The 13,841-nt window shown below is 59.7% G+C and carries 16 protein-coding genes and 2 tRNA genes; 6 read left to right on the top strand and 12 right to left on the bottom strand.

What is annotated here, in order from left to right; genetic code table 11:
• Positions 1 to 504: type I restriction enzyme endonuclease domain-containing protein (locus tag CNQ84_RS18680; protein ID WP_133065924.1), on the top strand; the 504-nt coding region annotated here is incomplete at its 5' end.
• Positions 505 to 925: 421 nt separating this feature from the next.
• On the top strand, positions 926 to 1,258 hold the full coding sequence (locus CNQ84_RS18675; RefSeq protein ID WP_096006307.1) for a hypothetical protein: 333 nt from the start codon (positions 926 to 928) through the stop codon (positions 1,256 to 1,258).
• Between the two features lie 503 nt (positions 1,259 to 1,761).
• Here CNQ84_RS18675 and CNQ84_RS18670 read toward each other — a convergent pair.
• The 5 genes from CNQ84_RS18670 to dapA all read right to left on the bottom strand — a co-directional run bounded on the left by CNQ84_RS18670 (position 1,762) and on the right by dapA (position 5,463).
• Positions 1,762 to 1,851, bottom strand: a tRNA-Ser gene (locus CNQ84_RS18670).
• Positions 1,852 to 1,904: 53 nt separating this feature from the next.
• A complete protein-coding gene (gene purC, locus CNQ84_RS18665; RefSeq protein ID WP_096006306.1) occupies positions 1,905 to 2,618 on the bottom strand; it encodes a phosphoribosylaminoimidazolesuccinocarboxamide synthase in 714 nt (237 codons plus the stop codon).
• A gap of 37 nt (positions 2,619 to 2,655) precedes the next feature.
• Positions 2,656 to 3,417, bottom strand: a complete 762-nt coding sequence (locus CNQ84_RS18660; protein ID WP_096006305.1) for an MBL fold metallo-hydrolase — start codon at positions 3,415 to 3,417, stop codon at positions 2,656 to 2,658.
• Positions 3,414 to 4,553: an outer membrane protein assembly factor BamC gene (gene bamC, locus CNQ84_RS18655; RefSeq protein ID WP_165771326.1), complete on the bottom strand. Its 1,140-nt coding sequence runs from the start codon at positions 4,551 to 4,553 to the stop codon at positions 3,414 to 3,416. The genes CNQ84_RS18660 and bamC overlap by 4 nt, the downstream gene beginning before the upstream one ends.
• A gap of 34 nt (positions 4,554 to 4,587) precedes the next feature.
• Positions 4,588 to 5,463 (bottom strand): 4-hydroxy-tetrahydrodipicolinate synthase, encoded by an 876-nt coding sequence (dapA, locus tag CNQ84_RS18650; protein ID WP_096006303.1) that lies wholly within the window; start codon positions 5,461 to 5,463, stop codon positions 4,588 to 4,590.
• A 246-nt stretch (positions 5,464 to 5,709) separates the two neighbouring features.
• On the opposite strand from dapA, the gene CNQ84_RS18645 reads away from it, so the two are divergent.
• Together CNQ84_RS18645 and CNQ84_RS18640 are read left to right on the top strand one after the other, a co-directional pair.
• A complete protein-coding gene (locus tag CNQ84_RS18645; protein ID WP_096006302.1) occupies positions 5,710 to 6,267 on the top strand; it encodes a glycine cleavage system transcriptional repressor in 558 nt (185 codons plus the stop codon).
• Positions 6,268 to 6,288: 21 nt separating this feature from the next.
• Positions 6,289 to 6,753 (top strand): peroxiredoxin, encoded by a 465-nt coding sequence (locus CNQ84_RS18640; protein ID WP_096006301.1) that lies wholly within the window; start codon positions 6,289 to 6,291, stop codon positions 6,751 to 6,753.
• Between the two features lie 30 nt (positions 6,754 to 6,783).
• Here the strand turns inward: CNQ84_RS18640 and CNQ84_RS18635 are convergent, their stop codons facing one another.
• Both CNQ84_RS18635 and CNQ84_RS18630 read right to left on the bottom strand, forming a co-directional pair.
• Positions 6,784 to 7,872: an AI-2E family transporter gene (locus tag CNQ84_RS18635; protein WP_096006300.1), complete on the bottom strand. Its 1,089-nt coding sequence runs from the start codon at positions 7,870 to 7,872 to the stop codon at positions 6,784 to 6,786.
• Between the two features lie 5 nt (positions 7,873 to 7,877).
• Positions 7,878 to 8,120 (bottom strand): sulfurtransferase TusA family protein, encoded by a 243-nt coding sequence (locus tag CNQ84_RS18630; protein WP_096006299.1) that lies wholly within the window; start codon positions 8,118 to 8,120, stop codon positions 7,878 to 7,880.
• A gap of 98 nt (positions 8,121 to 8,218) precedes the next feature.
• On the opposite strand from CNQ84_RS18630, the gene CNQ84_RS18625 reads away from it, so the two are divergent.
• Positions 8,219 to 9,670 (top strand): M48 family metalloprotease, encoded by a 1,452-nt coding sequence (locus CNQ84_RS18625; RefSeq protein WP_096006313.1) that lies wholly within the window; start codon positions 8,219 to 8,221, stop codon positions 9,668 to 9,670.
• A gap of 59 nt (positions 9,671 to 9,729) precedes the next feature.
• On the opposite strand, the gene nadA is transcribed toward CNQ84_RS18625, so the two are convergent.
• Positions 9,730 to 10,788 (bottom strand): quinolinate synthase NadA, encoded by a 1,059-nt coding sequence (gene nadA, locus CNQ84_RS18620; protein WP_096006298.1) that lies wholly within the window; start codon positions 10,786 to 10,788, stop codon positions 9,730 to 9,732.
• Between nadA and CNQ84_RS18615 the strand changes: the two genes are divergently transcribed.
• Positions 10,677 to 11,543, top strand: coding sequence for a YIP1 family protein (locus tag CNQ84_RS18615; protein ID WP_133065923.1), 867 nt, complete (start codon positions 10,677 to 10,679; stop codon positions 11,541 to 11,543). The two genes, nadA and CNQ84_RS18615, sit on opposite strands and share 112 nt — an antisense overlap.
• A gap of 74 nt (positions 11,544 to 11,617) precedes the next feature.
• Here the strand turns inward: CNQ84_RS18615 and CNQ84_RS18610 are convergent.
• The 4 genes from CNQ84_RS18610 to pal form a co-directional block, all read right to left on the bottom strand.
• Positions 11,618 to 11,693, bottom strand: a tRNA-Lys gene (locus tag CNQ84_RS18610).
• A 54-nt stretch (positions 11,694 to 11,747) separates the two neighbouring features.
• Positions 11,748 to 12,455: a 7-cyano-7-deazaguanine synthase QueC gene (gene queC, locus CNQ84_RS18605; protein WP_096006296.1), complete on the bottom strand. Its 708-nt coding sequence runs from the start codon at positions 12,453 to 12,455 to the stop codon at positions 11,748 to 11,750.
• A gap of 52 nt (positions 12,456 to 12,507) precedes the next feature.
• Positions 12,508 to 13,290, bottom strand: a complete 783-nt coding sequence (ybgF, locus tag CNQ84_RS18600) for a tol-pal system protein YbgF (RefSeq protein WP_096006295.1) — start codon at positions 13,288 to 13,290, stop codon at positions 12,508 to 12,510.
• A 13-nt stretch (positions 13,291 to 13,303) separates the two neighbouring features.
• Entirely contained in the window at positions 13,304 to 13,810 is a 507-nt protein-coding gene (gene pal / locus CNQ84_RS18595) for a peptidoglycan-associated lipoprotein Pal (RefSeq protein WP_083727692.1), read from the bottom strand.
• Between the last annotated feature and the right edge of the window lie 31 nt (positions 13,811 to 13,841).

The following is a 13,841-nucleotide window of genomic DNA, read 5'->3' as shown; positions in this document are numbered from 1 at the left end:
CACTCAGTTTTTGCCGCCGCCACCAATAAAACCAAAGGCATCGACTTTGCCAAGAAATTCAAGGCACTGGTAGAGCATTACAACGAGCGCAGGGAAGAAGATGTCTTGGTGAGCGAGGTGCTCGAAGAGTTCTCCGACGAAATCGTTGGCCTGATTCAAGCGTTGAAGTCAGAGCGCGACTCCTACGCCGATCTGGGCATTGATCTGGAAGAAAAAGCCTTCTACGACATTCTCAAAGAGCTGGCCATCAAATACGACTTCAGCTACCCCGAAGATAAGCTGCTCGCCTTGGCCGCCGAGGTAAAAACCGTGGTGGACGACAAGGTGCGATACACCGACTGGAGCCAGCGCGAGGACATCAAGGCCGAGTTGAAGGTCGATCTGATACTGCTGTTGGCCAAGCATGGCTACCCGCCGGTAGACCGGGATGAAGTGTATAAAGAAATCTTCGAGCAAGCGGAAAATTACAAGACACACAGAGCATCGCTGTCCGCCTTCTTATAGCTGCCAAGAGTCATTGGTCGGCCGCCATTTGTATAAGGCGGCTATGGCCTGATCTTAACCCCGGCACACACTCCATTGATTTTTATCCGTCAGCGCATAGCCAAGCCGCTCTTGCATCACGGCGAGGCAAAAGCTGTTTTTTGGACATATAGGCAAACAGCAATAGGCAATAATTCGAGAGCATTGTTACATCTTGCCTGAAAGCACCGAAAAACGGCGCCTACGCATCACCTCCAGAAGAAAATCAAATTCCACCCAAGAGGATTAGGCATTCACTCGACAGCATATGTGTACCGCGTTTTTCGCCAACTCTTTACCGTATCACCCAAGCAGAAGGCCAAAGCGCTTGCTCTGCAGGAATCTTGAAGGTGCTCGTACAAACAGTGCGCCTCAAGTCGAAATGGTTCTGGAGGTACACAAAATGAAAGTGTCAAATCGCCCATCTTTTACTGTACTGGCAGCGCTGGTATCAGCCGCCGTGCTCATTGGCTCCTCTGTTGGTGTTGCTCATGCCGAGGATGGCGCGGAGCGTCTTATTAAATTGCGCAGCAAGGCAGCAGAAATCAGAGCATCGCTCTATGAGGTGCCAACAAACACGTATTTGGCTGAGGATGGCTCCGAGCGCTTTAAGGAGATGTTGCGCGGCAGAACACAGAGTGAGTTTTCTGCCACTCACATTGCGAGAGACTACCTGGCTGAAGACGGCTCTGAGCGCTTGCGCAAGCTATCGCAAAGCGCTGAACGAAAAGCATAGAACCGGCCAAACCACCAACCTGTTCGACTTAGCTCTACCAACGCAATGGTTGTTCTGCTCAGGTTTGCTGGTGTGCCGACTCGGCCAAACGAGGGTTCTCTCCGAGAACCCTCCGGATAAACAAAAACGCCCAGCTAGTCGGAGAACTGTGCCGTCTGAGGCTTCGTCAGGGATTATTCGGCGCTGCGCGCCTCACCCCTCTTCGAGGGGCCGCCGTCGCTGTGCTCCGGCGTTCCTCGCCTGCGCGGCAGGCTCGGTCGAACGAGGGTTCTCACCGAGAGCTCACCGGATAAACAAAAACGCCCAGCTAGGCGAAGGACTGTGCCGTCTGAGGCTTCGTCAGGGATTATTCGGCGCTGCGCACCTCACCCCTCTTCGAGGGGCCGCCGTCGCTGTGCTCCGGCGTTCCTCGCCTGCGCGGCAGGCTCGGTCGAACGAGGGTTCTCACCGAGAGCTCACCGGATAAACAAAAACGCCCAGCTAGGCTGGGCGTTTTTGTTTATTGGCGGAGAGTCAGGGATTCGAACCCTGGGTACGGTTGCCCGTACAACGGATTTCGAATCCGTCCCATTCGACCACTCTGGCAACTCTCCAAGTCGGCGCGCATATTACCAGCTTTTGCTGACAATGCGGTAGCCGAAGATGCTCAGGACAGCGGCACGCCGAGGCGTTGGGCTACTTCCTCGTAGGCTTCGATCACACCGCCCAGACCCTGACGGAAACGGTCCTTGTCCATCTTTTTACGGGTCTCCTTGTCCCACAGGCGGCAGCCGTCCGGACTGAATTCATCACCCAGTACGATTTCGCCGTTGAACAGACCAAACTCCAGCTTGAAGTCGACCAGCAGCAGGCCGGCCTCATCAAACAGCCCCTTGAGGATGTCGTTGATCTTCAGGGTCAGCTCCTGCATGCGCGCCAGCTGTTCAGCGGTCGCCCAGCCGAAAGTGACAACGTGGGACTGGTTGATGAAGGGGTCGCCCTTGGCGTCGTCTTTCAGGAACAGTTCGAAGGTCGGCGGGGTCAGCGCCATGCCCTCTTCCACGCCCAAGCGCTTGACCAGGCTGCCGGCAGCAAAGTTACGCACCACGCACTCGACCGGAATCATGTCGAGTTTTTTGACCAAGCACTCGTTGTCAGACAGCAGTGCGTCAAACTGGGTCGGGATACCCGCGTCTTCCAGCTTCTGCATGATGAAGGCGTTGAAGCGGTTATTGACCATGCCCTTGCGATCGAGCTGTTCGATCTTCTTCCCATCAAAGGCGGAGGTGTCGTTGCGGAACAGCAGGACCAGGCGATCCGGGTCGTCGGTGGTATAAACCGACTTAGCTTTACCGCGATAGAGTTCGTTACGTTTTTCCATTATCGGCTCCCGCTGTCCGCAAAATGGTGATGGGCAGTTACTGAATTGATTGCCAGGGCAGCCCCTGGTCCTGCTGCGCCAGCAGCAGCTCGCCGGACCAGTCTGTCAGCGCGTCTTGCAACGCTGCCAACGCCAGCTCCGGGCGGTTGTTCTTTTCACTGATGTGCGCCACAGCAATATGCCGCAGTCGCTCCAGGCCGGCGCCCCGGAGAAAACCGGCCGCCTGCTGATTGCTCAGATGACCCAGATTGCCGCCAACCCGGGCCTTCAAAAACGCTGGATAGGGGCCGCTAGACAGCATGTGCGGATCATAGTTGGCTTCCAGGAAAAGTGCATCCAGATCGGCGTATTGCTCGACAATCCAGGGTGTAATGGTGCCGGTATCGGTCAGCACGCCAAAACGCTGGCGCCCGTTGTCAAAAACGTACTGACAGGGCTCTCTGGCGTCATGGGGCACGGCAACCGGGGTAACCTCTAGCTCGCCAACAGCAAAGCGCCTGTGGAGATCGATATGGCGAATATCCAGCCCCGACTCCTCGCGCAGCGCATAGCCAGTGCCCGGCGTCAGGTATACCGGTAGTTCATAACGTCGGGCCAACTTGGCCACGCCCTGAATGTGGTCGCTGTGCTCATGGGTAACCAGGATGGCACTGAGCTGGTCGCCACTGGTGCCGGCCTGGCGCAGGCGCTGCTCGGTGGCGCGCAAACTGAAGCCGCAATCCACCAGTACTCGGCTGGCACCTTGCTCGATCAAGGTGCCGTTGCCACGACTACCGCTGCCGAGGGAGCAGTACCTCACTGCCGCGGCGGCCGCTCATTCAGGCCGCGCTGAATGCGCTCGAGCAGCTCACGGGCGGTGGTTCCGTCGGCCGCGTGTTCAATGCCGGCATCAACGCTGACTTCAATACGGTTGGAGGTCGGCGTCAGGCGCACCTGCAGCTGGCTGCCGTCATATTCAACTTGCTCGTCTTCGTTATCACCACCGAACCAGCGCGCGAAGAAGCCAGGCTCCTCCTCTTGCTCGGAGCGGGTCTGATCCAAGTTGACGTAGTAGACACCGGAGCTGCGGTTATAGTCCGTGACGTAGACGTCCGCGCGTGCCAGCGCCTCGCCTACATCAGACCAGGCACGGTTGAAGTCGGTCAGCATGTACAACACGCTGTTGCCAGCGCCGTCCTGCTCCAGACTGGTCTCTACCGGGCCGCTGTTGATAATGCTGGAGACCAGCGCCGGACCATCGGTGCTGGTGCTCTGGTTCAGGTAGGTTTCCAGCTCGGCGAGCAGAGCGCGCTCAAAGTTGGTGTTGTCGGAACGGCTGGGCCACTCGCTGTCGTCATCACCCAGGTCTCGAGCCTGATGCAGTACCTTGATCTCTGCGGTGCCGTTGTTGACCCCCGGCTCCAGACGCACGCGGAAGCGCTGCTCCTCATCATCGATGCGCTGCCCCTCTTGGACGAGCGGCAGCATACGACGCACCAACGGATTCCCGGTGGACTGGCTGAAATCAACCCACTGGGTAGAGGCTTCGCTCAGGGCGGCATCGCTGCGCGCCATCGGCACCCGATAATCAGACCAGAAGCGCTGCAGCAGCGGCCAGACTTCAGAGGCCGGCAATTGCGCCAGCACCCAACGCTGGCTGCCTTCCTGCTGCAGCGAGAAGGTCGAGGTGTCGACACCAGCGGCCATCGGACGCGGGCGCGGGGTTTCAAACTTTTCACCCGGCTGCGGCGCGGCGGCAACCTGACCCGGCACCGGCAACAGATCCCCCATCGGCTTGCTTTCGAGATCTGCCGGTACGGTCATGCGAGGCTTGACCTCAGCCTGCTGGTAGTCGCCGGCCCGGTCACGGAAGTAGCCGTTGTCTCCCATCAAATACCCACAGCCGCTCAGGCTGGCCAAAATTCCCAGGGTCAGTGCGCTCAGCACAGGCTTCATAAATGTTTCCTTGGTCAACAGGTGTTCCGATTGATTAGAGCAGGCCACACTGACGCAATGCACCATGAACGGTGTCATGGCAACGGGCACTGAGCGGGGTCAGCGGCAGGCGAATGCCGTCGGCAATCAGGCCCATTTCCAGCAGGGCCCACTTGACGGGAATCGGATTGGCTTCGATAAACAGCGCCTTGTGCAGCGGCATCAGGGCCTCGTTAAGACGACGCGCCGTTGCCTCGTCGCCGCGCAGGGCGGCGGCACACATTTCATGCATCTGCAGAGGCGCGACGTTGGCAGTGACGGAGATGTTGCCCTTGCCGCCCAGCAGGATCAGCTCGACTGCGGTGGCATCGTCACCCGAATACACCGCCATGCGGTCGCCCACCCGTTCAATCACTTCGCGGGCGCGCTGCAGGTCACCGGTGGCTTCCTTGATGCCAACGATATTGTCGATGGCTGCCAGGCGCTCAACCGTTTCCGGCAACATGTCGCAGGCGGTGCGACCGGGGACGTTATAGAGGATCTGCGGAATGGCGACGGCTTCAGCGATATGCTTGTGGTGCAGATACAAGCCTTCCTGGGTCGGCTTGTTGTAATAGGGCGTGACCAGCAAGGCGGCATCTGCGCCGACGCTGCGGGCGGCTTCGGTCAGCTCGACGGCTTCGCGCGTGGAGTTGGCGCCAGTGCCGGCAATCACCGGAATACGGCCAGCGACCTGCTGCACAACGCGGCGAATGGCCTCCTTGTGCTCAGCCATATCCAGAGTAGCGGACTCGCCGGAGGTACCCACCGCAACGATGCCGTCGGTACCCTTTTCCAGGTGGAAGTCGATCAGGCGCTCCAGAGCCTGCCAATCCAGGTCTCCGTTTGAATCCATGGGTGTAACCAGCGCCACCAGACTGCCCGAGATCATGCAACTCTCCACTTGGAACAATAAACGACAATGGTACTTTCGCCCCGCAGCCAGTACAAGCGACGCGCTGATTAATTCCTCACGGCCGCTGCAGGTACCCTAGCGCCTTAGCACCAGACGCGCAGCGCATTTGCCGGTAGTTCTGCGTGCCAGCAGCATGGGCAGTTGCCCCGCCTCCGGCAGGCTGGGACAATAGGCGCTTGTCTATCGCGCCCACAAGGCGCTTCCGTGAATTAGAGGATCACCATGTCCACCCCACCGGGTCAACGCGAGCAATATCTGGTCATCAACGTCATGGGCCAGGAAACCACATCGCTGGCCAGCCTGTTGACCCGCCTGTGCACCGAACATCGCTGCCAGATTGTCAGCAGCCGCATGAGTCGTCACGGCAGCTGTGCCGTGTTACTGCTGCAGGTCAGCGGCAACTGGGATGCCCTGGCACGACTGGAAACCCTGCTGCCGCCGCTGGCCAAGCGCGAACACATCCTGCTCTCCATGTCGCGCAGCCACAGCCTGGACGAACGCCCGCAGGCCCTGCCGTACAACGTCTTTGTTACCGCTGCACAACGCGCCGAACTGGTCGGCGAGCTATGCAACTTCTTCCAGCAACTGAGCATCGACATCGAGGAGCTGCAAAGTTTCACCTACCAGGCTCAGCACACGGGTACGCCCATGCTAAACCTGACGCTGACCATCGCCATTCCGGCGCAGACTCAGCTGAGCTGGCTGCGAGAGCAGTTTCTGGACTTTTGCGACGAACTGAACCTGGATGCTGTGATCGAACCCTGGCGCCCACTGCACTGATATCCGACGAGGAGACCGCCCATGTCCGTTGAACTGAATCAGCCCTTCCCCGACTTCAGCGCCAGCGCTACCGGCGACCAGACCGTCACGCCTGCAAGTCTGGCCGGCAAGAAGGTCGTCATTTACTTCTATCCCAAGGACAACACCCCCGGCTGCACCACTGAAGGCCAGGACTTCCGCGACAATTACGCGGCCTTTACCGACGCTGGCGCCGTGATCTATGGCGTTTCGCGTGACAGCCTGCGTACGCACAGCAACTTCAAGGCCAAACACGAGTTCCCGTTCGAATTGATCAGCGATCCGGACGAATCATTCTGCCGCCTGTTCGACGTGATCAAGCCCAAGAAGCTCTACGGCAAGGAATATGAAGGGATTGAGCGCAGCACCTTTGTGTTCGACGAACAAGGTGTATTGCGCCAGGAGTGGCGCAAGGTGAAGGTGCCAGGGCACGTCGCCGAGGTACTGGCTGCAGTCCAGGCACTGTAATCAGCCGCAGCGCCCGCCCCGCCCAGGCGTTCAGACCGGCTCTGGCGCCTCGGCTTGGGCATCGTGCGCGGCCTCCAGACCGCGCGGCCAGGCGTAGAGCACAGCTTTGAACAGAGTCGCCAGCGGAATGGCGAAGAACACCCCCCAGAAGCCCCACAACCCGCCAAAGATCAGCACCGCCGCGATAATGGCAACCGGGTGCAGGTTGACTGCCTCGGAAAACAGGATGGGCACCAGCACGTTGCCGTCCAGCGCCTGAATCACCGCATAGACGATCATCAGCACCATGAACTCGTTACCCAGCCCCCACTGGAACAGACCGATCAGCGCCACCGGAATGGTTACCACGGTGGCGCCGATATAGGGCACCAGTACCGACAACCCGACCAGCACCGCCAGCAACGCGGCGTAGTTGACCCCGAGTATCGCGAAGGAGATATAGGTCACCGCACCGACGATCAGAATCTCCACCGCCTTACCGCGAATGTAGTTGGCGATCTGCTGATTCATCTCGGTCCAGACCACGCGCATCAGGCGACGCTCACGGGGAAGGTGACTCACGGTCCAGGCGGTCAGTGTCTGGCTGTCCTTGAGGAAGAAAAACACCAGGATCGGCACCAGCACCAGATACACCAGCACCGTTACCACCACCGGCAGGCTGGCCAGCGACTGCGACAATGCCCACTGGCCAAACGCCCCCACTTCGCCGTTGATGGAATTCATCAGGCGCTCGATCTGCGCCTCGGAGATAAAGGACGGATATTCCTCCGGCAGGTGCAGCAACTGGGCTCGCCACTCGCCCAGCATGCCCGGCAGCTCGTTGAACAGGTTGAGCATCTGCTTCCAGACCAGCGGAATCACCACACCAAACAGGGCTGCCAATGCGCCCAGAAACAGCAGAAAGACAATCCAGACCGCCAGCGAATGCGGCAGCCAACGCTGCAAGCGGGTCACCAGGCCCTGCAACAGATAGGCCAGTACAACCCCCGTCAGCAACGGCGCCAGTTTGTCGCCAAAAGAAATGACGATCGCGAAACCCAGCGCCAGCACCACTGCCAGCACCACTGCTTCTTCATCGGAAAAGTACCGCTGAACCCAGCCCTGAAAGACTTTTAACATGTGAATTAATCTGCTTTACGCAACCAATAGTGAAATTCGCCGTCCAATACACGGGCTTCAAGCAAGTGATTTCCGGACAGTTCCGCGAAGCGTTGAAAGTCCCGCTCGGACCCCGCATCGGTAGCCATTACATGCAACGTCTGGCCTGCTACCATGCTGTTCAGCGCCTGCTTGGCTTTCAGCAGGGGCAACGGACAACTGAGTCCGCGGGCGTCAACAACAGCATCGATGGGCAAATCAACAGGCATACAAGGACTCCACAGCAAGTGGCCGACAGTATAGCCTTGCAGGCGCTCCCCTCGACAACAGCCAGACCCGGTATGAGACAAAAATGATGCAAGAAACCATGTCCGCGAAACGCCTGCTAGCCGCGGCGCTGCTGGCCGGTGCACTCGGCTTGCCCACCGGTGCGACCGTCAGCGCGGATGAATTCAACCTGCCTTCGCTTGGCGACACCAGCTCTTCGATGATGTCACGCGAGCAGGAGTATCAGCTCGGCCGCACCTGGCTGACCATGTTGCGGGGGGCCGTACCCACCCTGGACGACCCGCAACTCAAGGCGTTTGTCGAAGAGCGTACCTATCGTCTGGCCGAGACCAGTCAGTTAACCGATCGCCGCCTGGCCTTTGTGCTGATCGACAGCCCGCAACTGAACGCCTTTGCCGCGCCAGGTGGCGTCGTCGGCGTCAATGGCGGGCTGTTTCTGCACGCGCAGAGTGAGGCCGAATTCGCATCGGTCATGGCGCACGAACTGGCCCACTTGTCCCAACGCCACTTCGCCCGCGGCCTGGAGCAACAGCAGCGCATGCAGGTGCCGTTTATGACCGCAATGCTGGCCTCGATCGTGCTGGCCGCGGCGGGCGGAGGCGACGCCGGCTTTGCTGCCCTTGCCTCGACCCAGGCTGCAGCAATTCAGGAACAGCGCCGTTTTTCTCGCCAAAATGAACAGGAAGCCGACCGCATCGGCATCCTCAACCTGGAAAAGGCTGGTTACGACCCCAAGGCCATGCCCACCATGTTTGAGCGGCTGGCCCAGCTTAGCCGCTACGATAGCAATCCACCCGAATTTTTGCTGACGCACCCCGTGAGCCAGTCGCGGATGGCCGATACCCGCAACCGCGCCGAGCAACTGCCGCCCGGCGGCGAACAGGACAGCCTGGAATACCAGCTGATGCGCGCCCGGGTGCAGCTCAAGTATGAACAAAGCCCTGGCTTGTCAGCCAAGCGATTTCGCGCATTACTGGATGATCACGAGGGCAATCACGATGCCGCTCGCTACGGCCTGGCGCTGGCCCTGTCACGCGGAGGGCAGCACGATGAAGCGAGTGAGGCGCTCGCCCCGCTGCTGAAGGAGAACCCGAACAGTCTGCCGTTCAACCTTGCTCAGATTGAACTGGACACCAATGCTGGCCGCCTTGCCCAGGCACTGGAACGCACGCGCACCATGCAGCAGCGCTTTCCGAACAACTTCCCGCTGGATTTTGCCGAAGCGGACCTGCTACTCAAGCAGCAGCAGTACGCCGATGCCGAACGCGCCATTGATCGCCTGGCAAACCGCCGTGATGACGACCCTGACGTGTGGTACCTGGCTGCGGAAATTCGCGGCCTGGCAGGCAACATTCTGGGTGTTCATCTGGCCCGCGCGCACTACTTCAAGTTGACCGGCGATCTGCAGCAGGCGGAGCAACAGCTCGAACTGGCGCTGCAGCGCGCTGGCGGCAACTTCGTCACCAGCTCACGTATCAAGGAGCAGCAAAATGCCCTGCGCCGTCAGCGGGCCCTGGTTGAATCGATGTAAACACCGGGAGCAGCGCGCCGCATAATGCAACACAGCCGCCCCAGGGCGGCTGTGTTGTGTCAGGCGTTGCCTTTGGCGGCGAGATTGGCGTTACGGGTAAAGTCCAGCATGCGATCCAGCGGCCTGACGGCCTTGGGAATCAGGTCTGCATCCACATGGATTTCATCAGCACCGGTCTCGAGCGCGGCCAACACGCGCGGCAGGGTGTTCATCGCCATCCATGGGCAGTGCGCGCAACTGCGACAGGTCGCCCCGTTGCCGGCCGTCGGCGCCTCGATCAGCAGGCGGTCTGGCGCTGCCTGCTGCATCTTGTAGAAGATGCCGCGGTCGGTTGCCACGATAAATGTCGGGTTCGGCAAATCACGGGTAGCCTGAATCAGCTGACTGGTCGAGCCAACCACATCGGCCAGTTCCACCACCGACTGAGGCGACTCAGGATGCACCAGAATCGCCGCCTCCGGATGCACCTTGCGCAGGTCTTCCAGCACTTTGGCCTTGAACTCCTCATGCACGATGCAGGAGCCTTCCCACAGCAGCATGTCGGCGCCGGTTTCGCGCTGAATGTAGTTACCCAGGTGTTGATCCGGCGCCCAGAGGATCTTTTCACCCTTGTCGATCAGGTGCTCGACAATCGGCAGCGCGCAGCTGGACGTCACCACCCAGTCGGCCCGCGCCTTCACCGCCGCCGAGGTATTGGCATACACCACCACGGTGCGGTCGGGGTGCTGGTCGCAGAACGCCGAGAACTCATCGATCTGACAACCCAGGTCCAGCGAGCAGGTCGCCTCCAGCGTAGGCATCAATACGCGTTTTTCGGGGCTGAGAATCTTGGCTGTCTCACCCATGAAACGCACGCCAGCCACCACCAGGGTGGTTGCTTCGTGGTCACGACCAAAACGTGCCATCTCCAGCGAATCCGACACGCAGCCGCCAGTCTCTTCAGCCAGCTCTTGCAGCAGCGGATCAGTGTAATAGTGGGCAACCAGTACCGCGTTGTGCGCTTTCAATGCAGCAGCAATGCGGGCCTTGTAGTCGGCCTTCTCGGCATCGCTCAGCGGCGCAGGCGCCTTGGCGTCCAGGTGCGCCTGCACCAGCAAACGCTCTGAAATCTGGGACATGTTTCAATCCATCAGGAACAACGGAACGGGCGATTGTAGCATGCCCGCCGCGCAGCCCACGCAAAAATGAACCCATAGCGCTTCAGGCCAGTCAACCGTCTGCAGTATCAAAACACGTCCCCCGGAGGAGGCCTGACATGATTCATCTGATTCCTGGGCTTATCTCATCACCCTCACGCGGGTGGAGCCCAATCCGCGAACATGCCAACCAGCACCCGTGGAGCTTCGTGCCCACGCTCATGCTGCTACCCCTGCTACCTGCGCTCTGCGTCTATGTGGGTACAACCGATGTGGGCTGGAGCCTGTTCGGCTCGGATCAGGAGCGCCAGCTCAACAGCAGTAGCGCAGGCTTGCTGGCATTGATGCTCTACCTCACCTGCCTGACAAGCGTACTGGTGACCGCCCTGGCAACACGCTGGGTACTGTTTCGCACCACCCGCCGGCCGGCCTTTACGGTTGCAGCCACTTTCACCACGATCCTTGCCATGCCGCTGCTATTGGCCGGCATAGTCAGCATCCTGCCGGTGCGCTGGTTGCTGATACCCGCACTGGCGCTGGGCGGGCTTTGCAGCATCCTGCTGCTCTACCAGGGCCTGCCGGGCTACATGCAGCTCAAGCGCAATGATCAGGAGCGCTTCTACGCCACCTGCATTCTGGCAGCCGCAATCCTGGTAGTGCTGACGTCAGGGTTCTTTTTCATGGAGCTTTGGTGGCAGCCACTGGACGGTGGATACGTTATTCCGGAAAACGGATAAGCACTGCGAAAAACACGAATACAGGGAAGCGATACACTAGGGTGGCCAGGGACGGCCGGAGAGAGTTTCCAGAGTGGTGGGTCGTGTAGGATTCGAACCTACGACCAATTGGTTAAAAGCCAACTGCTCTACCAACTGAGCTAACGACCCCCTGCTGGAAGCGCGCTATATTACTGATTTACCGAGGAAACTCAAGCCTTTTTTTCAATGGCCGGCAAATTTTCCCTGATAGCGCGTCGGGTCAGCGACACCGGCAGCAGCGAAGCCTTCAGCCCGCAAACGACAGCTATCGCAGACACCGCAAGCACGGCCCTGCTCATCCGCCTGGTAGCACGACACCGTCTGACTGTAGTCCACGCCCAATGCCTGACCGGCCAGAATGATCTGCGCCTTGCTCAACTGCTGCAACGGCGCCCGTATACGGAATCCCTCGCCTTCCACGCCGGCCCGCGTCGCCAAATTGGCGAGCTGCTCGAAGGCGCTGACAAACTCTGGCCGGCAATCCGGGTAGCCCGAGTAGTCGACCGCATTGACCCCGATGTAAATGTCGCGCGCCTCCAGCACCTCGGCCCAGCCCAGTGCTAGCGCCAAAAACAGCGTATTGCGCGCCGGCACGTAGGTAACCGGAATACCCTCCTGCGGCGACTCGGGCACGGCAATGCGCTCGTCGGTCAGAGCCGAGCCGCCAATGCCGTTAAGGTTCATGCCAATCACCTTGTGTTCGACCACACCCGCAGCCCGCGCTACGCGCTCGGCTGCCTCCAGCTCCACCCGGTGGCGCTGGCCGTAATCGAAGCTCATGGTGTAACAGGCTCGCCCCTCGGCCTGCGCCATAGCCAGCACCGTCGCCGAATCCAGCCCACCAGACAGCAGTACAACGGCGCGACCAGAGGAATCAGGCTTGGCAGACATGGAAAGTACTCGATAGAAACGTAAACCGGGGGCAAAAGCCCCCGGAGGAAGATCAGTTCAGGCTGCTGAGCTCGCGCCCGGCAAGCTGCGCGGCGGAGGAGTCAGGGTACTTGCTGATGACCTGCTGAAACAGTTCACGCGCCTTGTCGTCACGACCCAGACGGCGCTCGACATCACCCAGCTTGTACATTGCGTCCGACTCCTTGCGGTGGTCGGGATAGCGGCTAATCACCTGAGCAAAGGCGCGGCCGGCAGACTCAAGGTCAGACTGGACCAGGTACACTTCGCCCAGCCAGTATTGCGCATTACCCGCGTACTGACTGTCGGGGTAACGGCGCAGGAAAGCGGTAAAGGCCTGCGCGGCCTTTTCAAAATCGCGCGCCTTGACCAGATCAAAGGACGCGTCGTACATCAGTTTTTCGCGCTCCGGGTCCGGTGGCGCGGCAGAAGCGCCCGCATTGGCGGCGGGCTGCTGGGTGTCAGCAACGTCTGGGCTTGCCCCGCTACTGCCGGATGCAGGTGCGGTGTTCATGCCAGACAGACGGCTGTCGATATCCTTGTAACGATCAAGCTGATCCTGTTCCATCTGCTTGATTTTGTAGCTCTGCTCTTCGAGCATGCCACGCAGCAGGGTTACTTCCTGCTGAAGTTGATACAACTGTTGAAACAGCTGGCCTTCACTGGAAAGGCCAGCCTGGGTCTGCTGGGTCACCGAGGAGCCCTGATACACGGCATTCGAGCCATTGTTCGAACTGCCTTCCATCACTGGAACCTGTGCCATTGCCGCCAATGGCGACAGGGCAAAGGCAACCAGTACTCCTCTGTAACCCTTCATACGACCTCGTCTCTTACTTGCGCAGCTCTACGCGGCGGTTCTGAGCCATGGCTTCCTCGCTGGAACCCATCGCTGCCGGCTTCTCTTCACCGTAGGATACCAGTTCCAGTTGAGCCGGGGACACACCCTGCAGAACCAGGTAACGCTGAACGGAAGCAGCACGACGCTCGCCCAGAGCCATGTTGTACTCGCGGGTGCCACGCTCGTCAGTGTGACCTTCCAGAACGACACGGTTGCCAGCGGACTTCAGGTCCTTGGCGTGTACGTCCAGAGCACGCATGGCTTCGGGCTTCAGCTCGGAGCTGTCGTACTCGAAGTAGAAGGTGGTGATAGCGCGCAGAGCAGCTTCTTCGCTGTTCATGCCGCTATTGGAACCTGCACCGGAAGTACCAGCGCCGTAGCCTGCGTTCGGGTCAACTGCACCAGCGCCAGAGGTGTCGCCACCCTTGGAGGAACAGCCTACAACCACGCCGAACGCGACAACCAGAGCAGCGGCTTTGCCAAACTTGATAACTTGCATCATGAACTCCTATTAACCCCATATGGTTTAG

The sequence above is a fragment of the Pseudomonas abyssi genome, from assembly GCF_002307495.1.
GTDB classification, from domain to species: Bacteria; Pseudomonadota; Gammaproteobacteria; order Pseudomonadales; family Pseudomonadaceae; genus Halopseudomonas; species Halopseudomonas abyssi.
The sequence above is the reverse complement of the archived record's forward strand: the minus strand, read 5'-3'. Positions and strand labels throughout refer to the sequence as shown.

Excerpts from the sequence above, each read along its gene's own strand:
- CNQ84_RS18675 (WP_096006307.1), top strand. The coding sequence starts at position 926 with ATGAAAGTGTCAAATCGCCCATCTTTTACTGTACTGGCAGCGCTGGTA.
- purC (WP_096006306.1), bottom strand. The coding sequence starts at position 2,618 with ATGGAAAAACGTAACGAACTCTATCGCGGTAAAGCTAAGTCGGTTTAT.
- bamC (WP_165771326.1), bottom strand. The coding sequence starts at position 4,553 with ATGAAGCCTGTGCTGAGCGCACTGACCCTGGGAATTTTGGCCAGCCTG.
- dapA (WP_096006303.1), bottom strand. The coding sequence starts at position 5,463 with ATGATCTCGGGCAGTCTGGTGGCGCTGGTTACACCCATGGATTCAAAC.
- CNQ84_RS18645 (WP_096006302.1), top strand. The coding sequence starts at position 5,710 with ATGTCCACCCCACCGGGTCAACGCGAGCAATATCTGGTCATCAACGTC.
- CNQ84_RS18640 (WP_096006301.1), top strand. The coding sequence starts at position 6,289 with ATGTCCGTTGAACTGAATCAGCCCTTCCCCGACTTCAGCGCCAGCGCT.
- CNQ84_RS18635 (WP_096006300.1), bottom strand. The coding sequence starts at position 7,872 with ATGTTAAAAGTCTTTCAGGGCTGGGTTCAGCGGTACTTTTCCGATGAA.
- CNQ84_RS18630 (WP_096006299.1), bottom strand. The coding sequence starts at position 8,120 with ATGCCTGTTGATTTGCCCATCGATGCTGTTGTTGACGCCCGCGGACTC.
- CNQ84_RS18625 (WP_096006313.1), top strand. The coding sequence starts at position 8,219 with ATGTCCGCGAAACGCCTGCTAGCCGCGGCGCTGCTGGCCGGTGCACTC.
- CNQ84_RS18615 (WP_133065923.1), top strand. The coding sequence starts at position 10,677 with ATGCAGCAGCAATGCGGGCCTTGTAGTCGGCCTTCTCGGCATCGCTCA.
- nadA (WP_096006298.1), bottom strand. The coding sequence starts at position 10,788 with ATGTCCCAGATTTCAGAGCGTTTGCTGGTGCAGGCGCACCTGGACGCC.
- queC (WP_096006296.1), bottom strand. The coding sequence starts at position 12,455 with ATGTCTGCCAAGCCTGATTCCTCTGGTCGCGCCGTTGTACTGCTGTCT.
- ybgF (WP_096006295.1), bottom strand. The coding sequence starts at position 13,290 with ATGAAGGGTTACAGAGGAGTACTGGTTGCCTTTGCCCTGTCGCCATTG.
- pal (WP_083727692.1), bottom strand. The coding sequence starts at position 13,810 with ATGCAAGTTATCAAGTTTGGCAAAGCCGCTGCTCTGGTTGTCGCGTTC.